Source organism: Amycolatopsis alkalitolerans (assembly GCF_006152065.1).
GTDB classification, from domain to species: Bacteria; Actinomycetota; Actinomycetes; order Mycobacteriales; family Pseudonocardiaceae; genus Amycolatopsis_E; species Amycolatopsis_E alkalitolerans.
On record NZ_VDFW01000037.1, the window covers coordinates 15,758 to 38,574 of the forward strand.

A 22,817-nucleotide genomic window follows, 5' to 3' on the forward strand; every position below is an offset into this window, starting at 1 on the left:
GCAATTTGCCGTTTATTGAAATAGAAGCCACCGCGGGCGGTGGAACGAACAAGGAGTTGTTTGCGGATGTTGGACACGGATTGGTCGGATAGCTGGCGGGACGCGTTCCGCATCGAGCTACGTGCAGAAGCGATCGGACTCGCCTGCCACGGCTGGCCGGTGCTGCCCGGTACCGCTCCGGCGACGGAGTCGGGCGACGAGGCCTGGTCGGGCCCCGTCCCGGTGCACGGCGACTGGGCCGACCGGCTCGACGCGCACCCCGGTGAGATCGCGGGCTGGTGGGACGGGGATCACCCGTACAGCCTGCTGGTCGCCACCGGCGAGGTCGTCGACGCCGTCGAGGTCGGCGTCGAGCTGGGCAAGCGAGCCGCGCGGCTGCTCCGCGCCACCGGGCACCCGGCACCGATCGTCGCGACACCGGACGGCCGCTGGCTGTTCCTGAGCACCGTGGCCGACGGCCTGCCCGAGCGGCTCGCGGCGAGCGACCAGATCCGCTGGCACGGGCAGGGCAGCTGGGTTCCGCTGCCGCCCACCCCGTTCCACCACGGTGTCGTGCACTGGCGGGTCAAGCCCGACGTGCTCGGCTGGCACCTGCCGCAGGCCGCCGCGGTGCACTCGGTCCTCGCCCGCGCGCTGGACGAAGCCGAGAACCGTGACTGGGCTCAGCAGCTTGTCGGGGCATCCGCCGCGGCTTGAAAGACCACCACGTGGTCGCGCTGGTCGCCGTGATGACACACCGCCCCGAGCACGGTATCCAGTACGGCCACAGCCCCCGCCTTGTCCAGTGGATCGTTACCGTTCCCGCATTTCGGTGACTGCACACAGGACGGGCATCCCGCCGGGCACTCGCAGGAGACAATGGCCTCCCGCGTAGCGGCCAGCCAAGGGACCAGAGCGGCAAAACCGCGATCGGCGAATCCCGCGCCTCCGGGATGGCCATCGTGCACGAACACCGTCGCCTCCCCGGTGTCAGCGTGCAGCGCGGTCGAAACCCCGCCGATGTCCCAGCGGTCGCACGTAGCGAACAGCGGTAGCAGGCCGATCGCCGCGTGCTCGGCGGCATGCAGGGCGCCGGGGATGCGCGCTGGCTCGAGACCAGCGCCCCCCGGCGCCCTGCCACCTGGCTCGCCGGTGCCCGAGCGCACCCCGGTCCCCGCTGAATCCTCGGGCACCGGCGGCCGGTCGAGGAGTTCGTCCGAGACCGTGTACCAGACGGCACGGGTTTCGAGCTTCTGCTCCGGAAGGTCCAGCGCCACCTGGTCGAGGATCTCGCCAGAAGGGCGCCGCCGCAGGTAGCCCACGACCTGCGAAGTCACCGCCACGTCGCCGAGGCACACCGTCACCCCGCCGTAGTCGACCCGCTCGTGCACGGCCAGGACGCTGATGTCCGCGACCTCACGCGCCGAAGTCGTCCACTCCGGGTCCTCCGCGTGCACGAGCGCGATCCCGGACTCCAGATCCAGCTCGTCCACCACGTACGACGAACCCTGGTGCAGGTACACCGCGCCCGGATACACCGTGGTGCAAGCCGAGCCCGGATCGACCGTGCCCAGCAGCCGCGACGTATCCGCCTCGACCACCGCGATCTGGTCCCCGCCCGAACCGCGGATGTCGACCTCGTACTGAGGCCGGTCCTTCGACGTCCAGTACCAGCCGCTCGGCCGCCGCCGCAACAGCTTGTCCGCGACCAGCGCCTGGAGCACCTCGCGGGCCGCGTCACCGCCGAAGGCGTCCAGTTCCTTCGCCGTCAACGGCAGTTCGGCGGCCGCGCACGCCAGCTGCGGCGCCAGCACGTACGGGTTCGCCGGGTCGAGCACCGCCGTCTCGACCGGCCGGTCGAGGATCGCGGCGGGATGGTGTACCAGATAGGTGTCCAGCGGATCGTCCCGCGCCACGAACACCACCAGCGCCTCGTCACCCGACCGCCCGGCGCGGCCCGCCTGCTGCCAGAACGAGGCGAGCGTGCCCGGATATCCCGCCAGCACCACGGAATCCAGGCCCGCGATATCGACCCCGAGCTCAAGGGCGTTCGTCGTCGCCACCCCGAGCAACTCGCCGGACAGCAGCGCCCGTTCGAGCTTTCGCCGCTCCTCGGGCAGGAAGCCGGCCCGGTACGCCGCGACCTTGCCGGCCAACTCCTTGTCTACTTCGGACAGAAGGCGCCGGGCGCCCAGCGCGGTCAGCTCGGCGCCCCGCCGCGACCGCACGAAGGTCAGCGTGCGCGCCCCCTCGATGACCAGTTCCGCCAGGATCCGCCCGGCCTCCGCACCCGCCGACCGCCGCACGGGCGCGCCGTTCTCCCCGGAGAAATCCTCCAGCAGCGGCGGCTCCCACAACGCGACCGTGCGAGCGCCGCGCGGCGAACCGTCGTCCGTCACCGCCCCGCATTCCTGCCCGACGAGCCGCGACGCGAACTCCGCCGGCGACGCTGTTGTCGCCGACGCGAGGATGAACACCGGTGAAGAGCCGTAGTACCGCGCGACCCGGTGCAGCCGCCGCAACAGCAACGCCACGTGCGATCCGAACACCCCGCGATAGCCGTGACACTCGTCGACGATGACGTACGAAAGCTTCCGGAACAGCCGCGACCAGCGCGCATGCGAAGCCAGGATGCCGCGATGCAGCATGTCCGGGTTGGTGAAGACCCACCGTGCGTGCGCGCGCACCCAGTCCCGCTCCGCCATCGGCGTGTCGCCGTCGTAGGTCGCCGCCCGCACCCCTGAGATGTCCAAAGAGGACAGCGAGCGCAGCTGGTCCGCACCCAGCGCCTTCGTCGGCGACAGGTACAGCGCGCACGCCCGCTCGTCCTCGACCAGATCCGACAGCACCGGCAACTGGTAGGCCAGCGACTTGCCGGAAGCCGTACCGGTCGAGATGACGACGTTGCGCCCGGAGCGTGCCAGCTCCGCCGCTTCGATCTGATGCGCCCACGGCTGCTCGACACCGGACTTGCGCAGGGCCGCGACGACTCCCTCGTCCGCCCATGACGGCCACTCGACGCACCGGGCGGCCCTGGCGGGCTGCTCGGCGACATGCGTCACGGGGTTCGAGGACTCCGGAATGCCTGCCGTGACGCGACGCAGCAGCCGCCGAGCCCGCTCGATGTCTGCCACCGATCCAGGATCGCACACATGTACGACAGCCTTGGAGGACCGCCTGACGGCCAGGCACGGTGAGCAGACTCACATGCACGCTGAGTGATCATAAAGGGACGCCCTGACCGTGGCGAAAGCTGTACCAATACACTCCGGCAAACTGACACCACTTGTGGTGCACATCCCATGCCAGCGTCGGCATGCTGTCCGCAGCGAAGCCGAAGCTGGCGCAAGGCGACGTTTCCAGGAGGACGGATGTCCCGGCAATTCCTCGCGGAGGGCCTCGAGCTCTCCGGAGGTGACTACGCCATCGCGGGCGTGGTCGCCGTGGTCGCCCTGATCGCACTCGTCATCGGCTACTTCCTGCTCAAGGAGGTGCTGGCCACCGGCCAGGGCACCGCCAAGATGCAGGACATCGCCAAGGCGGTGCAGGAAGGGGCGGCCGCTTATCTCAAACGGCAGCGCAACACACTCTCGATCTTCGGCGTCGTGGTGTTCCTGCTGCTGTTCGCGCTACCGGCGGACGACTGGAACGAGCGCATCGGCCGCTCGATCTTCTTCCTCGTCGGCGCTGCTTTCTCCTTCACCATCGGCTATACCGGCATGTGGCTGGCAACCCGGGCGAACCTGCGCGTTGCCGCCGCGTCGCGGGAGCAGGGCGGACGCGAGAAGGCCATGCGGATCGCGTTCCGCACCGGTGGCGCCGTCGGGATGTTCACAGTCGGGCTCGGCCTGTTCGGCGCCGCGGTCGTGGTGCTCGTCTACACCGGGCAGGCGCCGAAGGTGCTGGAGGGCTTCGGTTTCGGCGCCGCGCTGATCGCGATGTTCATGCGTGTCGGCGGCGGTATCTTCACGAAGGCCGCCGACGTGGGCGCGGACCTGGTCGGCAAGGTTGAGCAGAACATCCCCGAGGACGACCCGCGCAACGCCGCGACCATCGCCGACAACGTCGGCGACAACGTGGGTGACTGCGCCGGGATGGCCGCGGACCTGTTCGAGTCCTACGCGGTGATGCTGGTCGCCGCGCTCATCCTGGGCAGCACCGCGTTCGGCTCCTCGGGGCTGATCTTCCCGCTCATCGTGCCCGCCATCGGCGTGATCACCGCGGTGATCGGGGTGTACATCACGAGGGCGCGGTCGGGCGAAGGCGGTCTGGTCACCATCAACCGGTCCTTCTACGTCTCCGCGGTCATCTCGGCGGTGCTGTGCACGGTCGCCGCGTTCGTGTTCCTGCCCAGCTCGTTCTCCGAGTTCGGCTCCCAGTACGCGAACGACGGCAACCCGGCGGTCATCGCGACCGTCGCGGTCATCATCGGCATCGTGCTCGCCGGCCTCATCCTGCGGCTGACCGGCTACTACACCGGCACCGAGCACGGTCCGGTGAAGAACGTCGGCAAGACCTCGGAAACCGGCGCCGCGACGGTGATCCTCTCCGGTATCTCCGTCGGCTTCGAGTCCGCCGTGTACACCGCGATCGTGATCGGTGCGGCGGTGTTCGGCGCGTACCTGCTAGGCGGCGCGATCGCGCTGTTCGCCGTCGCGCTCGCCGGCACGGGCCTGCTGACCACCGTCGGCGTGATCGTCGCGATGGACACCTTCGGCCCGGTCTCCGACAACGCGCAGGGCATCGCGGAGATGTCCGGCGACGTCGACGAGGACGCCGCGCAGACCCTGACCGAACTGGACGCGGTCGGCAACACCACCAAGGCGATCACCAAGGGCATCGCCATCGCCACCGCCGTGCTCGCCGCGACCGCGCTGTTCGGGTCCTACCAGGACGCCATCACCAAGGCGCTGAGCGGGATGTCCACCGAGGGCGTGAAGTCGTTCATCGACACGATCGTCAGCCCGAACACCCTCGTCGGCGTCATGATCGGTGCCGCCGTCGTGTTCATGTTCTCCGGTCTGGCCGTCAACGCGGTCTCGCGCGCGGCGGGCGCCGTCGTGTACGAGGTGCGCCGGCAGTTCCGCGAGATCGCCGGGATCATGGAGGGCACGACCCGTCCCGAGTACGGCAAGGTCGTGGACATCGTCACCCGCGACTCGCTGCGCGAACTGGCGACGCCGGGCCTGCTCGCGGTGTTCGCCCCGATCGCGGTCGGGTTCGGTCTCGGCACCGGCGCGCTCGCCGGGTACCTGGCCGGTGCGATCGCGACCGGCACCCTGATGGCGATCTTCCTCGCCAACTCCGGTGGTGCCTGGGACAACGCGAAGAAGCTCGTCGAGGACGGCAACCACGGCGGCAAGGGCTCGGAAGCCCACGCGGCCACCGTGATCGGTGACACCGTCGGTGACCCGTTCAAGGACACCGCCGGCCCGGCGATCAACCCGCTGATCAAGGTGATGAACCTGGTCTCGGTGCTGATCGCGCCCGCCATCGTGCAGTTCTCGGTCGGCCCGGACGCCTCGTTCGGTGTGCGGCTCGGCATCGCGCTCGTCGCGGTGTTGATCATCATCGTGGCCGTCGTTGTGTCGAAGCGGCGCAGCACGACGATCACCGACACCCCGGCGCAGCCGGCGGAGTCGCAGGAGCCCGCGAAAACCGCCTGAGTCCGAACGGAACGGGCCCGCCGCACGTGTTCGTCGCGGCGGGCCCGTTCTGCTGCCCGGGTAGGTGGCCCAGGATTTGCACAGTGCAACCGGGTCGGTACCGTCGAGGAAGACCGCCGTAGTCGGGAGGTGTTCGCGTGCGACCCGGGAAGATCGGTTTCCTGGCGATACTCACGGGTCTGTGTGTCGGCTTGGCCGCGTGCGGCCAGGTGCCGGCGCAACGGGATACGGTCCAACCGGGTGGCCCGGGGATGTCCAAGAGCGACGTAGAGCGTCAGGACGCGGCCACCCGCTGGGCCAACGACTACTGCATCGCGGTCGGCTCACTCGTCGCCGGGCTCGCGACGATGCCCAGCGTCGATCCGAGCAGTCCGCGCCGGGCCGTGCAGACGTCCAGCGAACTGCTCGGCTCGATGATCGGCGGGCTCGACAAGGCGGTGGCCAGCCTGCGGGCCCTGCCGCCGGCGCCCGTGCCGCAGGGCGACGCCGTGCGCGGTGACACCGTCGCCGAACTGACCGGTGTGCGCGCCCGCGCCGCCGCGGCGAAACAACGCCTCGACGCCGCGGGCTCTGCTCCCACGATCAACCAGACCACTCTCGGCGAAGCCAAGGGCCCGCTCGACGAGGTGTCGAAACTGAACCTGCTCGCCGGTTTCGACACCGTTCCCGATCTGGAGCTCGCGGTCGCGCACGCCCCGGTGTGCCAGCAGCTGACCCTGCGCCCTACGCGGTGAGCCGGGCCGCCGCGAAGGCGGCCATCGCGTCGCGCAGGTAGTCCGCGAAGCCGGGGTGCACGGTCTCGTACTGGCTGCGGAACCGTTCGTCTTCGGCGTACGTGCGCCCGAGGCCCGCGTAGGACTCCGCATCCGGTGTCCAGTGGTTCTTGAGCCACCCGTAGTGCGCGGCGACCGCGTCGAGCACACGCTCGTCGTCCACCGGCACGCCCGCCTTCGCGAGCTCGGCCAGCTTCCCGGTCGCCTCGGCGCCCTGCCGGTTGACCGCGTCCCACTTGTCCTTCGGCCACTTCTTGGTGCGCTCGTAGGACTCGGTGACGCGTTCGCCCCAGCGCTCGGCGGCCTCCTTCGCGAGCCGCTCCGCCTTTTCCGAACCCGGCGCGAACCCCTCGAACATTCTCTCGACATTCATCGAGATCCCTCCTTCCAGCTCCGTGATGGTCTTGGCGACGGTGGCGGCGAGCCGGTCCAGCCGATCGCGCTCGGCCAGCAACCACTTCCGGTGCAGCCGCAGCCCCTCGGCCGGGGAGACCGAGCCGGACAGGATCCGCCCGATCCGGTCCAGGCCGAGGCCGAGTTCTCGCAGCAGCAGGATCTGCTGGAGCCGCACCAGGTGTTCGCGGCGGTAGAAGCGCCTCCCGCTGTGATCGGTGTAGGCCGGGGGCAGCAGGCCGATGTCGCCGTAGTGCCGCAACGTCCGCGAAGTGACCTTCGCCAGCCGCGCGACCTCCACGATCGACAGCGTCTCGTCCGCCATCTCGCCTCCCCGTCGTCCTGGAATTTTCACGGTAGAGATTGACGTTACGTCAACTTCAAGGGTTTCGTGACCTCGAACTGGTGTTCTACTCTGACTCGCTGTGGATCAGCTCTCGTTCTTTTCCGCGGAGGCGTGCGGGCCGGAACTCGCGGACCTGGCCGGCGTGCTGTGCGGGCCGGGACGGATAACGGCCTTCGGCCGCACCGCCGCCCGGCTGTCCGTGCTGGTCGGCGAACCGTGGCGGGCGCGTGCGCTCGCCACCGAGTTCGCCCGCCGCGGGGTGCACGCGGACGTGCTGCGGGAGGAGAGCGGGTTACTGGTGCGGACGGCGTTCCGCGCCGATCTGATCGGCTTCGCGGCAGCGTGGCACGCGGGCGAGGTCAAGGAATTACCAACAGGGTTCCGGCTCACCGGTGGCGCGCTACGTTTGTGGGCGCTCGCGGCCGGGCAGCCCACCGGCAATCACTACCTGCTCTCGGTCGACGAAGCGGCGACCGCGACGCACGCGCCGCTGGCGGATGCGTGTGGGCAGCTGGGTCTGCCGGCGCGGGTCGTCGGTCCGAATGCGGGTGGTCCCGCCGTTCGGGTGACAGGCAAGCGGAGGCTGGCGACGCTGGAGGAGCTGATCGGCGCGCCGCCGGCCGCCGCGATGGCGGTATGGCCGCAGGTCAAACCGGTCACGGCGGCCTGAATGTCCGGGGTGGCCGGACAGTAGTGGATCAGTCACCGAATGACCCCGCGGAGCACGTGGCGCGCATCACGTGCTAGGTGTGGAAAGGAAACGCGGCCAGGTCCGGCGCCGATGCGCTTGACACATGGGGACGGCGTGTTGCGCCACCTGGACGGACACAACCGGCTCGGAGCGTGCACACTGGCTGGTTGAACAGCGTCGCGGGATGGCGATGGAATGAGCGGAGAGCGGACAGCGTGGCAGCACGGACGAAGAAGACTGGCAGCGGGGCGACCAACGGCGCCGGCCGTCGGCGGCTCGTGATCGTCGAGTCGCCGACGAAGGCCCGCAAGATCGCTCCCTATCTCGGCAGCGGGTACGTGGTCGAGTCCTCGGTCGGGCATATCCGCGACCTGCCGCGTGGCGCGGCGGACGTACCGGCCAAGTACAAGGGCGAGGCCTGGGCCCGGCTCGGCGTGAATGTCGATCACGACTTCGAGCCCCTCTACGTCGTGAGCCCGGACAAGAAGTCCAAGGTCACCGAGCTCAAGAGCCTGCTGAAGGACGCGGACGAGCTCTACCTCGCCACCGACCCCGACCGCGAGGGCGAGGCCATCGCGTGGCACCTGCTGGAGACGCTCAAGCCCAAGGTGCCGGTGCGCCGCATGGTGTTCCACGAGGTCACCGAGCAGGCCATCCGGGCCGCCGCGGCCGACACCCGCGAACTCGACGCCGACCTCGTCGACGCCCAGGAGACCCGGCGCATCCTCGACCGGCTCTACGGCTACGAGGTCTCGCCGGTGCTGTGGAAGAAGGTCATGCCGAAGCTGTCGGCGGGCCGTGTGCAGTCCGTCGCGACGCGGATCATCGTGGAGCGCGAGCGGGAGCGGATGCGGTTCACATCGGCCTCGTACTGGGACATCGCGGCCGTCATGGAAACAACGGTCGCCGGCCCCGATCCGCGCACCTTCCCGTCGCGGCTGATCTCCGTGGACGGCGCTCGCCTTGCCGCCGGCCGGGATTTCGGTCCAGACGGCAGGCTCAAGGCTTCCGCGAAGGACGTCCGCGTGCTCGCCGAGGCTGACGCGACGCGGCTGGCCGAGGCGCTGCGCGGCCAGGGTTTCCAGGTCACCAGCGTCGAAGAGAAGCCGTACACGCGGCGCCCGTACGCGCCGTTCATGACCTCGACGCTGCAGCAGGAAGCCGGCCGCAAGCTGCGGTTCTCCTCGGAGCGCACGATGCGGATCGCGCAGCGGCTGTACGAGAACGGCTACATCACCTACATGCGTACGGACTCGACGCAGCTGTCGGAGACGGCGATCAGCGCCGCCCGCGGCCAGGCGACGGATCTGTACGGCTCCGAGTACGTCTCGCCGAGCCCGCGGCAGTACACGCGGAAGGTGAAGAACTCGCAGGAAGCGCACGAAGCGATCCGGCCTGCCGGCGAGGTGTTCCGCACGCCGGGGCAGGTCGCGGGTGAGCTGCAGGCCGACGAGTTCCGGCTGTACGAGATGATCTGGCAGCGCACCATCGCCTCGCAGATGGCCGACGCCAAGGGCACCACGATGTCGGTCCGCATCGCTGGCACCGCGTCCTCGGGTGAGGAGTGCGTCTTCTCCGCGTCGGGCCGCACGATCACGTTCCCCGGGTTCCTCAAGGCCTACGTCGAGGCGGTCGACAGCGAGACCGGCGGCGACGCCGACGACAAGCAGAGCCGCTTGCCGCGCCTGACCGAGGACCAGGCGCTGACCGCGGCGGAGCTGACGCCGGACGGCCACGCCACCACGCCGCCGCCGCGCTACAGCGAGCCCAGCCTGGTCAGCAAGCTGGAGGAGCTGGGCATCGGCCGCCCGTCGACGTACGCCTCGATCATCAACACCATCCAGGATCGCGGCTACGTGTGGAAGAAGGGCTCCGCCCTGGTCCCGTCGTGGGTGGCGTTCGCCGTGGTCGGGTTGCTGGAGCGGCATTTCGAGCGGCTGGTGGACTACGACTTCACCGCGGCGATGGAGGACGAGCTCGACCGCATCGCCTCCGGTGACGAGCAGCGCACGCGCTGGCTGTCGAAGTTCTACTTCGGCGGTGAGCAGGGCGTGGACGGTTCGATCGGCCGGCTGGGCGGGTTGAAGAAGCTGGTCGGAACGGGCGTCGAGGACATCGACGCGCGGGAGATCAACTCGATCCCGATGTTCACCGATGACGCCGGGCGCACGGTGTATGTGCGCGTCGGCCGCTACGGTCCGTACTTGGAACGACACAGGGCGGGGGCCGGGGAAGATACTGACGAGAAGTCGCAGCGTGCGAACCTGCCCGATGACCTGCCGCCGGACGAGCTGACCGTCGAGATCGCGGAGAAGCTGTTCGCGACCCCGCAGGAGGGGCGGCCACTGGGCACCGACCCGGTGAGCGGCCACGAGATCGTGGCGAAGGAAGGCCGGTTCGGCCCGTACGTCACGGAGATCTTGCCCGAGCAGGAGGAGCCGGCGGACAGCAAGAAGACGAGCAAGGCGAAGAAGCCGAAGCCGCGCACGGGCTCGCTGTTCAAGTCGATGTCGATCGAGAGCGTGGCGCTCGAGGACGCGCTGAAGCTGCTGTCGCTGCCACGGGTGGTCGGCAAGGACCCCGAGTCCGGCGACGAGATCACGGCGCAGAACGGCCGGTACGGGCCGTACCTGAAGAAGGGCACGGACTCGCGCTCGCTCGAGACCGAGGAGCAGCTGTTCACCGTCACGCTGGAAGAGGCGCTGAAGATCTACTCCGAGCCGAAGCGCCGCGGCCGGCAGGGAGCGGCGAAGCCGCCGCTCAAGGAGCTGGGCGATGATCCGGTGTCGGGCAAGCCGATGGTGGTCAAGGACGGCCGGTTCGGCCCGTACGTGACCGACGGCGAGTTCAACGCGACCCTGCGCAAGGCCGACAGCATCGAGGAGCTGACCGCGGAGCGGGCGGCCGAGCTGCTGGCCGAGAAGCGTGCGAAGGGTCCGGCGCCGAAGCGGCGGGCTCCCGCCCGCAAGAAGGCCACCGCCAAGAAGTAGCCGCCGAACAGGCGTTCGACGAAAACTGTCGGTGGTCGGGTGCACACTGCTGGCTATGAGCGATGTGACTTCGGCCCCGACGGTGTTCGGGCTGGTCGACGAGATCCTCCGGCCGCTGGCGCGGGCCGTGCCGGGGCCGGGTGAGCTGGTCCGGATCGACGCGGACCCGCTCGGGCGGGTCCAGGCGGCGGAGGTCGCCAGGCTGCGGGAGCCGGCCCCGGCTGGGCACTGGATCCGGTGGGCGGTGCGGCGGCACCTGGAGCCAGCATGCCGTTGATCAAGCTTGCGCTGGGTGATCTTGCCGCAACCCGGATGGGCCAGTGCCTCCGCCGGATTCGCGACTACGCTGGATGGGAAGCTTGCGCGTGCGTAGGCCGGCCGAAAACAGGGAGTAGTGATGCCTGCGAAGGACGACGCCGAGTTCGGCGACGGAACGCAGAGCTCGTCGCCGCCGATGGAATTCGGCGACGCGCTGTCCGGCTCGCTGAACGATGGGGACGACCACGACGACTTCACGCTGACCAGGGTCGCCTCGCCGGTGCGGCCGGATCCGGCCGCGGTGCGCGACATGGTGGACGCCGCGATGTCCGAGGGCCAGTCGCCGTCCGGCGAGTTCACCGGCTCCCCGCACTTCGACATCACCCCGCCGGGGACCCCGGCCCAGCCGATACCGCCGGCGCCACCGCTCGGCATGCTCCCGCGGCAGCGAGCGCGGCCCAGCCTGCCCTCCTTCCGGCGGCCGCAGCTGCGCATGCCCCGGATGCCACAGGTCGGCGAGGTCCGGCGCCCGTCGAGCGGGTCGACGGCCATCATCGTGGCGGTGCTGCTGGTGCTCATCTACGCGTTCGTCGCGATCGAGTTCCTGGCCAGCCTGATCAGCAGTATCTCCGGGCTGTTCAACTAGGCGCAGAACAGACACAGGGCCCACTTTCAGGACACTGGCGAGCCCGAAGCGGTCGTGCCCCACCCAGCGGAGCTACGCTGGCGACACCGGTCCGGTGACGCGGAGACGCAGGGGAGCACCGGCACCACGGGCAACCGAGTGGGGTGGGTCGGATCAGCGAGAGCGTGCAGACGGAACCCGGTGCGGAGGCGCCGGTCAAACGCGAGCGATCCACGATCCATCGCGCCCGCAGCGTGCTGGCGATCCGGCCGTTCCGCCGGCTCTGGGGTGTCACGTACATCTGCAGCGTCGCCGACTGGCTCACCATCCTGGGCGTCACCAGCCTGGCGACGAAGCTGACGCACAACTACACGGCACAGAACTTCGCGTTCACCGGCGTGCTGCTTTCGGCGTTGCTGCCCGGGTTGATCTTCGCTCCGCTGGGCGGGTTGCTCGCCGACCGGTTCGACCGGCGCAAGGTGATGTTCGTGGCCGACCTGCTCCGCTGCGGGTTCGTCATGTCGATCGCGTTCGTCGGCACCGGCTGGTGGCTCTACATCGCGAACTTCCTGGCCAGCGCCAGCGCGATGATGTGGATCCCGTCGAAGGACGCCGCGGTGCCGAACCTGCTGCGCAGGCCGGACCAGGTCGAGACGGCGAACCAGCTCGGGCTGGTGATGACGTACGGGCTGGCCGTGCTGTCCGCGGGCGGGATCTACACGATCATCACCGGTATCGGGCCGACCCTGCACCTGTCGCCGACGGTGTTCGGCGACCTGGGCTTCGCGAAGATCATCGTGGTGCTGATCGGCCTGCTGTACCTGACCAGCGCGACCTTGATCATCACGCGGATTCCGGAGCTGTCGAAGCGCATGGCGCCTGCGTCGGCCGCGGTGGCGCCTAAACAGGCCGAGGCCGGGGAAGCCAAGGTCGGCGTGAAGACGCTCATCCGCGACGGTGCGCGGTTCGTCCGCACCACGCCGCTGGTGCGGGGCCTGCTGATCGGCGCGGCGGGAGCGTTCGCGGCCGGCGGCGCCGTGGTCGGCTCGGCCAAGCCGTACTCGTCGAGCCTGCTCGCCGGGGACGCGGCCTGGGGCTTGCTGCTGGTCGCGGTGTTCGTCGGGCTCGCCACCGGGATGGGCGGTGCGCCCAAGCTGGCCCGGCGCCTGCCGCACGACCGGTTGTTCGGCATCTCGATCGTCGTCGCCGGCCTGGGGCTGATCCTGGTCGCGGTGTCGCCGCACCTCGCGGTGTCGCTGGTGGCGGTGGCGATCGTCGGGGCCTGCGCCGGGGCGGCGTTCCTGACCGGCGTCACGATCATCGGCTCACAGGTGGACGACGCGATCCGCGGCCGGATCAACGCGATCTACCAGTCGATGATGAAGATCATCGTGTTCGGGTCCACCGCGATCGTGCCGCTGCTCATCGGCCTGACCAAACCGCGCACGGTGCAGGTGTGGGGCCATCCGATCATCATCGACGGCACCCGGCCGGTGATGCTCGGCGGCGGGATTCTCGCGGCGATCGTCGGGGTGGTCGCCTACCGGCAGATGGACTCGCGCCATGCCGAGACGATCATGTCCGACCTGCGCAACGTGATCCGCCGCCGTCCGCGCCGGGTGAACGGCCTGCTCATCGCGCTGGAGGGCACCACGGCCGCGGACACCGCGAGTCAGGCCGTGCGCCTTGTCGAGTGGCTGCGCTCGGTCGGGCCCCGTCCGGTCGTGCTCGCCGCCGATCCGGCGCTGGACGACAAGCGGCTCGCGCAACTGGTCAGCGGCGCGTCGCTGTCCGGTGCGCGGGCGCAGGCGCTGGCCGCCGCCGCGGTACGGGCGGACATCGTCGAACGTGACGTGCAGCCCGCGCTGGACTCCGGCTCGATCGTCGTGATGGAACGGTTCGTCGATTCCCCGCTGGCGCATCTGTCGGCGATCGCCGGGCTCGACGCCAAGGAGCTCGAGGGCCTCGCGGACTGGGCGACGGGCCGGTTACGGCCGGATGTGACCGTCCTGCTGGACGCCAATCCCGGCGAGGCGCCGCCCGGGCCGATCTCGCTCAAGGACCAGTGGCGCGTGCAGAACCTGCTCAGCGAGATGGCCGCCGCCGATCCGGACCACTACGTCGTGGTGGACGGCGAGGGCACCGACGAAGAGGTCGCGGCGCGTGTCCAGACCGCCGTCCGGGCCGTGCTGGTGGGCCGTCACGCGGGACTCGCGCCGCTGGAGGTCGTCGAGGCCTGATGCGCCACACTGGGATCAGCCGGAAATGACGGCGGAGGCGCGCGGAGGTTCGGTGGGTTCGGTCTGGTCGCAGCTAGTCGGGCAGGAGCCCGCGGTCGGGGTGCTTTCGGCCGCCGCGGGCGCCGCGGCGAAGATCGTCGCCGGGGAGCGGGTGCCCGGCGGCGGCATGACGCACGCCTGGCTGTTCACCGGCCCGCCCGGCTCGGGCCGTTCGGTGGCGGCGCGGACGTTCGCGGCGGCGCTGGAATGTGTCAACGGCACCGGCTGCGGTGAGTGCACGGGCTGCCGCACCACGCTGCACGGCACGCACGCCGACGTGCGGCTGGTCGTCCCGGAGGGGTTGTCGATCTCGGTCGCCGAGATGCGGGCGCTCGTCCAGGCCGCGGCCCGCCGCCCGACCACCGGGCAGTGGCAGGTCGTGATCGTCGAGGACGCCGACCGGCTGACCGAGGGCGCATCGAACGCCCTGCTCAAGGCCGTCGAGGAGCCGCCCGAGCGCACGGTGTTCCTGCTGTGCGCGCCGTCGGACCATCCCGAGGACGTGTCGGTGACCATCCGCTCCCGGTGCCGCCTGGTGAACCTCCGCACGCCGCCGCCGGAGGCGATCGCGCGGGTGCTGGTCGAGCGGGACGGCGTGGACGCGGAGCTGGCGCGGTGGGCGGCGTCGGTCTGCGGCGGGCACGTGGGCCGCGCTCGACGTCTGGCGACCGACGAGCAGTCGCGCAAGCGCCGCGAGACCGTGCTGAGGATCCCGCTCGGCCTGCGGCGTCCCGCGGACGTGTTCGCGTCCGCGGATGAGCTGATCGCCGCCGCCGAAGGCGACGCGAGCGAGGAGAGCAAGGCGCGCGACGAGTCGGAGAAGGCAGAGTTGCGGAACGCCATGGGCGGCGACGCGACCGGCAAGGGCGTAGCGGGCGCCAAGCGGGCGGCCGAAGCCGCGGTGAAGGCGCTCGAGAAGCGCCAGAAGTCACGCGCCACCCGCACCCAGCGCGACACGTTGGACCTCGCGCTGGTCGATCTGGCCGCGTTCTACCGCGACGTGCTGGTCACCGCGAGCGGCGCGAACGCGATCCTGAACCATCCGGATCACGCCGCCGACGCCGCGGAAGCGGCCCGCAGCTGGACGCCCGAGTCGACGCTACGCCGGCTCGAAGCGGTCCTCGCCTGCCGTGAAGCGATCCTCCTGAACGTCAAGCCGCGGATCGCGGTCGAAGCGATGGTGACGGCGCTGCGCCACGGCTGAGGGCGCTCACTCCGGCCGTGGCCGCGGTGAGGGTTTCACCGCCACGGGCTTGCGGCGCCGGCCGGGGAACGCCGCCACCATGAGGACGCCCACCAGCAACATCGCCGTGCCGACCCAGAACAGGGGCACCGCCGAGTACGCCCCTGCCGTGTAGGCGAGCTTCTTCGGCACGCCCGGGGCCGGGTTGACCACCGGCGCGACCGGACTCGTACTGCCGCACACCACCCCGCCGGTCGGCGTGTACGCGCGGCCGATCTGTTCGCCCAGCGAAAGCTGCGCCAGCGACGAAGGCAGTGAGCTGGCCGACCCCGCCGGCAGCAGGTTCTTGAGCCCGCTCGTCGGCAGGACCTGCAGGTCCAGCATCCGGGCCGATGCGCCGAGCTGGTAGCCGGCGAACGGCGTGCTCAGCTGCTGGCCCTTCTGGTCGAGCTCGCCGATGCTCAGCCGGAGCACACCGAGGTCGAGCACCTTGCCCGTGGTGTCGGTGACCTGCTGGACCTGGCCGGCGGCGTTGGCGAACAGACCGCCCACGACCGGAAGGTTCTCGACCGGGCCGAACTGCTGGGACAGCGATTGCAGCGGCAGCCCGATCGGGATGTCCTTCGTCGGGTGAGCGGCGTCGAGCGTGTACAGCACCTTGTCGCCGCGCTGGATGGTGATCACCGGCGCGGTGTAGTCGACCGTCGAGGTCGCCTTGTCGCCGGTCGAGGTGACCTTGAGCGTCGGCTGGCTGACGACCTTGAGCGACAGTTCGAGCGGGGTGCCCTTGAGGATCTCGATGTCCGCGGCCTGCATGGTCGACACCGACTGCACGGCCTTGTTCTTCGAGTTCGGCAGGTCGACCAGTTGCATCACCGACCGCGAGGACAGTGTGTTCGGCAGGCTCAGCAGCGAACCGGTACCGTCCGAGGCCGTCTGGCCCGCCCCGGGCAGCAGGCCACCGAGCGACTGCAGGCCCTTGGTCGCGTCGAACCCGTCGGCCAGCTTCGGCAGGCCGTTGAGGCCGGACAGCGGCAGGTTCGGCAGCGTCGGGATGGCGTTGAGCAGGGACAGGCTCGCGATAGACGTCCTGGCGTCCGCGATCGTCCCGACGCAGGGGCCGAGCGTGTCGCTCCACCGCGCGTGCACGAACCCGTTGAGCAGGCCGACGTTCAGCAGCGGGTTCTGCGGTGCGGTGAAGCCGCCGCTGATGCCCTTCTCGTTGTCCGGTAAGGCGGTCTGGACCAGGCTGCCCGGCGCCTGCGGCGCGTTGCCCTCGACGGCGAGCCCGAGCGGTGAGGACTGGGCGATGGACCGCTCGTAGCTGAGGTAGGACTCGGAGTTCGCCTGGGCGCTGGAGAGGCCCATCCCCGCTTCGAGGACGGACTGCTTGGGCAGCGTCTGCTCGTAGCCGGGGAGGATCGACTTGGTGCCGACGCTGTTGGGGAGCAGCCGCAGGACCCCGAGGGCCGCGGCTGCGTCCCCGACGGCGTGGCCCAGCGGCTGGGGCCCCTGCGGCGCGGCGATCGGTGCCTGCCCCGGGTTCTTGGGTTGTGGGATGGGCGTCGTCGGGATCGTGCTGTCCGCCAGCGCCGGGGCGGCCGAGAGCGCGACGACGGCGGCCGTGATCGGCAGGGCGAGCGTACGAGACAGGCGTCGACGCATACGTGAAGTCCTCCACGAAAACCAGGCCGGGCGGCTACGACCGGCGTCGGAGAGACTAACGAGGGCAGGGGTGGAAAGTGACGTGCGTCATGCCGCTACACTTGAATCCGGTCCGCCGCCTTAGCTCAGTCGGCCAGAGCGGCTCACTCGTAATGAGCAGGTCGGGGGTTCGATTCCCCCAGGCGGCTCCACCTGCGACCAGGCCCTTTCCGGTCTCCCGGGGAGGGCCTGGTCTCATTCGTGGCGCTATACATGGCTCGAAACCGACTTGGCATGGCTCCATGGCGGCCTCGGAAGCGGGCACGTGGAAGGGTCTACGCGTGCGGGGACCCGGTCTCGAAGATGGCGCGTTGATTCCGTACGAAGCTGCTGAACCAGGTCGACCACAGGCGGAGCCCGCGAACCGGTGCCAACCTCGACAAAGAGGCCAGCGTGGTGGACGACGAGGAACTCGACGAGTTCGCCTGGCTGAAGCGCGAGCAGCTCGCCGGTCGCGAGGATCGCGATCAGGCCACCCCGGAGTCCGTCGCCGCACGGTGTCGCCGACGGGTGCCCGGGTGACGTGGTGGAGTGCGCGCCAGCGGCTCTGAGCACCGCAGGTCGCGCCGGGCAGGGCGTGGTAGGTGCGTGCGGTTGATCAGCGGAGATACGAGTTCTGCGAGAAGTCTTGCTCGTCCCAAACTGTCGCCTTCTTCGTGTCCGCGGGTTCGGCTGGCGGATCGTAAGGAGCGCGCAGGGATTCGAGAGCCTCGGGGGACGTACGCGGCCGGTCCTGGTTCCACACCTCGGCGCGTTCCTCGTCGTTCAGTTGGTCCAGGCCGGCTTCGATGTTGGCCACCCTGCTCGCGACGAGCTGCTCGAATTCCGGTGTGCGGAACACCTCTCGCACGTTGCGCCGGCCGGCGAGCACGTCCGATACCAGCCGACGGACATTAGGCGTGTCGGCACGACGGGCAAACAGGGAGAGGTTGGCGCGTAGTTCACGGGCGTCGTCGGGGTTTCCGCCGACGAGCTTGGTGATGCCGGAGGGATCGGTACCGGATTCCATCAGCGCAGCCCGCCCGTCTGTTGAGGTGCCGGAGAACTGTTCGGCTTGTCGCCCTGCGCGGCATTGGCGTAGCCGATCTTCGGCAGCTTGGCGGAGGCGTCGAAGCTTGACAGCCCGCCGACGAGCACCGTGATCAGCCCCATCATGCCCTCGCTTCCCGACCAAACGGCATTCCAGATGTTCGCGACATCGTGGATCTTCAGGATGATCTTCGTGACCCGCCAGGCGCCGATGATGTCTATCAGCACGTCGACGCCGGGGATCTCTTGTAGGCACCCGGCTGCAGCCAGTGCGGCGGCCGCTTCAGCGGCGTTGCCCTGCCACGACGAAAACATCGTCTGGGCGCCTTCGGCGGTGTTCGTTGCTGAAGCGGTATCGAAATTCGCCAGGTTCTTCAGGGCGTTACGGCTCTTTGCGACGGCTTCGAAGTTGCCGAAGAACCGTTCCTTGACCCAGTCTTCCACGTCGAGCCCACATAGCGTGAGGATCTTGAGGACGATCTCGCTTTCGCTGAAGAAGCCCGCGCCGTCAAGAATTTGCTGCACCATGTCAGGTACGGCACCGTCATTACTCGGTTCGGTCAGCTTCGAAGAAGGGTCGACTTCAGGGGATTTCGCGTCGACACCGTCATCCAGTCGACACCGTCATCCAGGGGAGTGACGGCCCCGGTCTTGTAGATCGAGTCCAGATGGGCAGCCGAGGCTCGGTCCTGCGCTCGGTATGCTTGCGCAGATCTCGTCAGGCCGCCCGCGGAGCCCGTCAGGCAGGAAGTGATCGAGGCGTAATCCGAGTTCAGATGGTCGCAGACCTCGCCAACCTTGCCCACCAGAAAGTTGAAGATCATGCCACCGTCGCCACCCTCAAGATGGACCCACTTCTCGACGAAGGGTTTGGCGTCGTCGGAGAACTTGGCGTCCAGAGCTCCCGGGGCGTCGTTCAAGGGAGACCCCGCGCCGTGAAAAACCCATCGGGGCATGAAACGGATCAGTCGGACGTCGAATGTTTTCGTGCGCCGCTGCGCTGGCGTGTTTCTGGGATCCCCATCGCCATTGTCATCGTCATGTCGGTGGTGCTTCTGTATATCCAGCATCAGACCGCGCTCCTGGCGCTTCCGCTTCTATGCGCGGTGGTCGTGGTGGCCTGCATTGTCGGAATTTCGCGCGTGCGGACCCGCAAGCAGGCGGCCCTGCTAGCGCTCGTTCAGCTTGTCGCAGGGCTCGGCGGACTTGCCTTGCTCCTGCTCGCCTGATTCCAGAGCCGCTCCGGGTCGTTCGTAGCGTGAGGCTAGGCCGAGTGATGGCCAAAGGTACGGGCGACCCACCAACGTTGTTACCGCTGTGGCCGGCTTGACACGTCAGAACAGCACGTCCGTGAGCCGCTCGCGTACCACGCAAGATCGACGCCGCCGACATCTCCATCCGGCCGCAAGATCCCGACCCCTTTGTGCGAGGGAAGCAAGCGGCTGCTGTCGTAGCCTCTGGTGTTCATCTGCTCGCCGAGCACGATGTTGCTGTCCCGCCAGTCCATCACTCGCAGCGCGAACCGCGACCCGAGCACTGCGCGCAAGCCGGACGGGATCGTCTTCGAGTCCGGCCCCTTCTTCGCCAGCCAGGTCAGGAGTTCGTCGATGTACTCGCCCGCGGTGAGTATCTTTCCTTGTGCCGCAACAGGAGTGCGATCCTCCAGCGGAACCTGAACCTCGTCGACGACGACCGCCGTCACCGGCATGTTCAGGCTCGTATCCCGCGAGATCTCCGGAGTGATCTTCGATTCGGGGCACACGACGTCGTCGAGTGTCCGCATACGCCGATATCGCCCTTGGACCTCACCGACAAGCTCGACCAGCCAGTCCTTGAGCGCGAGCACGTGCTCCGTCTCGTCGCCCGACATGAACCGGTGAGCTACCTGTGCGGCGGCGTCCCAGTCCTTTCCGGCCTTGAAGTCCGCCACGTACAGCCGGGTGTGCGGATCGAGGATCAACCCGGCCGCCGCGAGCCGGGCGGCGAAGGTCTTGCCCTGCCGGGGGATCGCACCGACCAGCACAGAAGTCCAGACCAGCGGCAGGTCGATCCTGCGGTCCCGTGCATCTCGTCCGAAGGGGACAGGACGCCAGGCGTCCCATCGATCCACGTTGAGGAGTGGGGTCCGCAAGGGTGGCGACGAGTATGGGTCTTCGTCGGCAACCCACATCGCGACCCGTCCCGCGTGTCCGCCCTTGCCGCGCACGCGTTCGACGATCAGCTGGATCTCGTCGACGGCAAGGGCAGAGGCGAGCGCTTCCCGGTTCTTGATCACGTCAGCGGCCTTGCGCGTAGCCGGGAGGTCGACGGTGACCGCCCAACCGTCGCCTACTCGCGTCGCCCGTTCGACCAGCCGAAGGGCCTCGTCCTTGCCGATCAGCTTTGCGTCCCGGAACGCGTCGACGAGAACTTGAGGGTCCATCGTCCAGGTGAGCGTGCGCGGGCCTGCCAACGCTGGTTTCCTGCCTGGGCTTCCGTCCTTCCTCCGGCCGAGTAACGCTAGGCATGCCGAGAGCAGCCCGCTCGCGATCCACAGTGGTCCGTAGCCCCAGAGCACGACCACGAGCGTGGATGTGGTCGCGCCGGCGACCGCGACGGCTCCGGTGACGCGCCAGCGGAACAAGGTCAGTTCTCGGATGTCCGCGAACTTGTCGGCCAGCTTCTCCTGTTGCTCGGCGGCGTCCCGGTAGTCCCGGACCGTGACCCAGCGGCGCCACCAGCGAGCACCCGTGATCAGCCCTCGCGCGACGGAGCCGAGGTACCGGAACGGCAGCTTCACGAGCGTGACCGTGGCGTCCTTCGCCGCTTGCCGGGCTTGCGCGCGGCTCTTCAAGCTGCGCGGCACCCGGGGTGAGCGGTGCCACCACTGCATGAACCGCTCGTGAGCCGTTCGGCGGCGAGGCTGTGGCAACGTGTCGTCGACCAGTTCGGCGTCGTGGACCGGTTCCGCCTTCTCCATCGACTTGTTGCCGTTCATGACCGGGTCACCCCGTTCATGAACGGCAGCCGCTCGGTTCCGGTCATCGCCGATCACCTCGCCGCCTGGTGCTGAGGTCCGTGACCGTCAGCGCCCGCGTAAGGACGTGCGCGGCGATCAGGTCAGGCAAAGCCAGCGCCACCACGCGCAACGTGACGTCGGACGCGTGCGTGACGAGGAGCCACTGCACGCCGACCATCCCGGCCGCCATGAGCAACACCCGCCCGGCCAGCGAGACGGCCCGCGCACCTGCTCGCGCGGTCTCTGCCGCCCGCCGAGCTTTGCGCGCTCCGTACCGCCACACCAAAACGAGAACGAACAATCCACTAGCACCTGGCGAGAATCTCCGTCGGAGTCACGTCGAAGCTTGCGTGGCTGTCGTGGGTGTTGGCTGCGGAGATGGCGACGGTCAGGGGCAGGCCTGCCCGGTCGGACAGCACATGGATCTTCGAGCCGGGTTTGCCGCGGTCGACTGGGCTCGGCCCAGTCAGTCCGCCCCCTTTTTGGCCCTGACGGATGCTCCGTCGAGGACCGCGCGGGACCAGTCGATCATGCCTTGGCTGCCCAGTCTGTGGACACCGCGGCGGATCTCCTAGTTGGCCGGCTACCGCGACGACGATCTCGAGTGGGCTTCGTCCGGCTGAGTTCTTGTTGTGCTCCCGTGGTTTGAGCCGACTTGACCGATCGGGTCCGGGAAGCTGACCGTGACGGTCAGGCCGCCGTCTGCGCGCGGTTGTGCGGTGATCATGGCGTGATGGGCGCTCGCGATGGCTTGCACAATGGAGAGGCCGAGTCCGAGCCGGTCGCCGACTCGGTCGGTGCCGAGGTGTTGGAAGGGCTGGAACAGGCGGTCGATGGCATCGGCTGGGATGCGTGGGCCGGTGTTGCTGACCGTGACCATGGCGTGCCCGTCGCGGCTGTCGGTGTCGACGTTGAGGTGCCCCGCGGGTCGGTTGTGCTGCAGGGCGTTGTCGATGAGGTTGGTGATCACGCGTTCGACCAGTCGCGGGTCGCCACTGGTGGGGGCCGGGCGCAGGGTGGCGCGCAGGTCGATGTCGCGGGTGGTCGCCTCGGCGGCGCGGGTGGCGAGGGCTTGCCGGGCCAGGTCTGCGAGGTCGATGTGGTCGTGCCGGTCGATGCCGGCCTGGCCGCGGGCGAGGGTGAGCAGGGCGTCGATGAGCCGCTCCTGCTGGGCTCCTGCGGCGAGTATCCGGTGGTGGACGGTGCGTAGCGACTCGGCGGTGGCGTCGGGGTCGGCGAGGGCGACCTGGGCGAGGGCGCGCTGGCGGGCCAGCGGGGTGCGCAGCTCGTGCGAGGCGTTGGCGATGAACCGGCGCTGCGCCTGGAAAGACGCCTCAAGCCGGGCGAGTAGCCCGTCGAAGGTTTCGCCGAGTTCGGTGAGCTCGTCGCGCGGGCCGCTGAGCGCGAGGCGGCGATGCAGGCTGGTGGCGGAGATGTCACGTACCGCCGCGGTAATCGTGCGCAGGGGGCGCAGCACACGCCCGGCGACGATCCACCCGAGGCCGATCGAGACGACGGTCATGATGGCCAGCGCGATGCCAGACTGGAGCAGTAGTTGGTGTAGCTCGGCGCTGTGCTGCTGGAGGGCCAGCTGCGCGGCCTGCTGCGGGCTGACCTGCGGCGCGTTGTTCGGTGGCTGGGCGCCGGGGCCGTGCGGCTGTGCCAGTGGTGTGGCCGGCGCGGCCGATCCGTGGCCTGTCTCGACCACGACGCTCGAGTGCTGGCCGGTGAAGATCACCCCATTGGTGGCGTGGACCACGAGCAGGTAGGTGATGACCAGCAGCGCCGCGCCGGAGACGATGAACAGAGCGCCATAGAAGAGGGTCAGTCGCAGCCTCACCGTGTGGCGGGGCACGCGGGCGCGGATGATGCGGTCGACGAGCCGGCGACGGTCACCCATGAG

19 protein-coding genes, 1 tRNA gene and 2 pseudogenes are annotated in these 22,817 nt (G+C 69.3%); 12 read left to right on the top strand and 10 right to left on the bottom strand.

Annotated elements, in window-relative coordinates:
* The first annotated feature begins 66 nt into the window (after positions 1-66).
* On the top strand, positions 67-696 hold the full coding sequence (locus FG385_RS29185; protein ID WP_139100021.1) for a bifunctional DNA primase/polymerase: 630 nt from the start codon (positions 67-69) through the stop codon (positions 694-696).
* Here FG385_RS29185 and FG385_RS29190 read toward each other — a convergent pair.
* On the bottom strand, positions 663-3,113 hold the full coding sequence (locus FG385_RS29190) for a DEAD/DEAH box helicase (RefSeq protein ID WP_139100022.1): 2,451 nt from the start codon (positions 3,111-3,113) through the stop codon (positions 663-665). The genes FG385_RS29185 and FG385_RS29190 overlap by 34 nt on opposite strands.
* A gap of 237 nt (positions 3,114-3,350) precedes the next feature.
* On the opposite strand from FG385_RS29190, the gene FG385_RS29195 reads away from it, so the two are divergent.
* Together FG385_RS29195 and FG385_RS29200 are read left to right on the top strand one after the other, a co-directional pair.
* Entirely contained in the window at positions 3,351-5,645 is a 2,295-nt protein-coding gene (locus FG385_RS29195) for a sodium-translocating pyrophosphatase (protein ID WP_139100023.1), read from the top strand.
* A gap of 251 nt (positions 5,646-5,896) precedes the next feature.
* Positions 5,897-6,379 carry a hypothetical protein gene (locus FG385_RS29200; protein WP_235022863.1) on the top strand — a complete coding sequence of 161 codons (483 nt, stop codon included), beginning with the start codon at positions 5,897-5,899 and terminating at the stop codon, positions 6,377-6,379.
* Here FG385_RS29200 and FG385_RS29205 read toward each other — a convergent pair.
* Entirely contained in the window at positions 6,369-7,136 is a 768-nt protein-coding gene (locus FG385_RS29205; protein WP_139100025.1) for a MerR family transcriptional regulator, read from the bottom strand. The genes FG385_RS29200 and FG385_RS29205 overlap by 11 nt on opposite strands.
* Positions 7,137-7,236: 100 nt before the next feature.
* On the opposite strand from FG385_RS29205, the gene FG385_RS29210 reads away from it, so the two are divergent.
* From FG385_RS29210 to FG385_RS29235, 6 genes are all read left to right on the top strand, one after another.
* On the top strand, positions 7,237-7,827 hold the full coding sequence (locus FG385_RS29210; RefSeq protein ID WP_139100026.1) for a hypothetical protein: 591 nt from the start codon (positions 7,237-7,239) through the stop codon (positions 7,825-7,827).
* A gap of 236 nt (positions 7,828-8,063) precedes the next feature.
* On the top strand, positions 8,064-10,838 hold the full coding sequence (gene topA, locus FG385_RS29215; RefSeq protein ID WP_139100027.1) for a type I DNA topoisomerase: 2,775 nt from the start codon (positions 8,064-8,066) through the stop codon (positions 10,836-10,838).
* A 55-nt stretch (positions 10,839-10,893) separates the two neighbouring features.
* Positions 10,894-11,115: a hypothetical protein gene (locus FG385_RS29220; protein WP_139100028.1), complete on the top strand. Its 222-nt coding sequence runs from the start codon at positions 10,894-10,896 to the stop codon at positions 11,113-11,115.
* A 120-nt stretch (positions 11,116-11,235) separates the two neighbouring features.
* Positions 11,236-11,742 carry a hypothetical protein gene (locus FG385_RS29225; protein WP_139100029.1) on the top strand — a complete coding sequence of 169 codons (507 nt, stop codon included), beginning with the start codon at positions 11,236-11,238 and terminating at the stop codon, positions 11,740-11,742.
* Positions 11,743-11,885: 143 nt separating this feature from the next.
* Positions 11,886-13,961, top strand: coding sequence for a bifunctional MFS transporter/dTMP kinase (locus FG385_RS29230; RefSeq protein ID WP_139100030.1), 2,076 nt, complete (start codon positions 11,886-11,888; stop codon positions 13,959-13,961).
* A 25-nt stretch (positions 13,962-13,986) separates the two neighbouring features.
* Positions 13,987-15,204 carry a DNA polymerase III subunit delta' gene (locus FG385_RS29235; RefSeq protein WP_139100031.1) on the top strand — a complete coding sequence of 406 codons (1,218 nt, stop codon included), beginning with the start codon at positions 13,987-13,989 and terminating at the stop codon, positions 15,202-15,204.
* A 6-nt stretch (positions 15,205-15,210) separates the two neighbouring features.
* On the opposite strand, the gene FG385_RS29240 is transcribed toward FG385_RS29235, so the two are convergent.
* Positions 15,211-16,848: a hypothetical protein gene (locus tag FG385_RS29240; protein ID WP_200834713.1), complete on the bottom strand. Its 1,638-nt coding sequence runs from the start codon at positions 16,846-16,848 to the stop codon at positions 15,211-15,213.
* A 114-nt stretch (positions 16,849-16,962) separates the two neighbouring features.
* Here FG385_RS29240 and FG385_RS29245 point away from each other — a divergent pair.
* Both FG385_RS29245 and FG385_RS35355 read left to right on the top strand, forming a co-directional pair.
* Positions 16,963-17,039 (top strand) — tRNA-Thr (locus FG385_RS29245).
* Positions 17,040-17,280: 241 nt separating this feature from the next.
* Positions 17,281-17,409, top strand: coding sequence for a hypothetical protein (locus tag FG385_RS35355; protein WP_268815953.1), 129 nt, complete (start codon positions 17,281-17,283; stop codon positions 17,407-17,409).
* 76 nt (positions 17,410-17,485) lie between these two features.
* Here FG385_RS35355 and FG385_RS29250 read toward each other — a convergent pair whose 3' ends face one another.
* From FG385_RS29250 to FG385_RS29260, 3 genes are read right to left on the bottom strand one after another with little or no spacing between them, the layout of a single operon-like run.
* On the bottom strand, positions 17,486-17,896 hold the full coding sequence (locus FG385_RS29250) for a hypothetical protein (RefSeq protein WP_139100032.1): 411 nt from the start codon (positions 17,894-17,896) through the stop codon (positions 17,486-17,488).
* Positions 17,896-18,444, bottom strand: coding sequence for a hypothetical protein (locus tag FG385_RS29255; RefSeq protein WP_139100033.1), 549 nt, complete (start codon positions 18,442-18,444; stop codon positions 17,896-17,898). Before FG385_RS29255 ends, FG385_RS29250 begins: the two co-directional genes overlap by 1 nt.
* Positions 18,445-18,476: 32 nt before the next feature.
* Complete coding sequence (locus tag FG385_RS29260; RefSeq protein ID WP_139100034.1) at positions 18,477-18,836, bottom strand: hypothetical protein; 360 nt, start codon at positions 18,834-18,836, stop codon at positions 18,477-18,479.
* Between the two features lie 15 nt (positions 18,837-18,851).
* Between FG385_RS29260 and FG385_RS29265 the strand changes: the two genes are divergently transcribed.
* Positions 18,852-19,145, top strand: coding sequence for a hypothetical protein (locus FG385_RS29265; protein WP_139100035.1), 294 nt, complete (start codon positions 18,852-18,854; stop codon positions 19,143-19,145).
* A 143-nt stretch (positions 19,146-19,288) separates the two neighbouring features.
* Here FG385_RS29265 and FG385_RS29270 read toward each other — a convergent pair.
* From FG385_RS29270 to FG385_RS29285, 4 genes and pseudogenes are all read right to left on the bottom strand, one after another.
* Positions 19,289-20,893: pseudogene (locus FG385_RS29270) on the bottom strand (cell division protein FtsK); the annotation flags it as partial.
* A gap of 43 nt (positions 20,894-20,936) precedes the next feature.
* Positions 20,937-21,215, bottom strand: a complete 279-nt coding sequence (locus FG385_RS29275; protein ID WP_139100036.1) for a hypothetical protein — start codon at positions 21,213-21,215, stop codon at positions 20,937-20,939.
* A 46-nt stretch (positions 21,216-21,261) separates the two neighbouring features.
* Positions 21,262-21,461: pseudogene (locus FG385_RS34515) on the bottom strand (IS5/IS1182 family transposase); the annotation flags it as partial.
* 36 nt (positions 21,462-21,497) lie between these two features.
* A complete protein-coding gene (locus FG385_RS29285) occupies positions 21,498-22,814 on the bottom strand; it encodes a sensor histidine kinase (RefSeq protein WP_139100037.1) in 1,317 nt (438 codons plus the stop codon).
* Positions 22,815-22,817 lie beyond the last annotated feature (3 nt).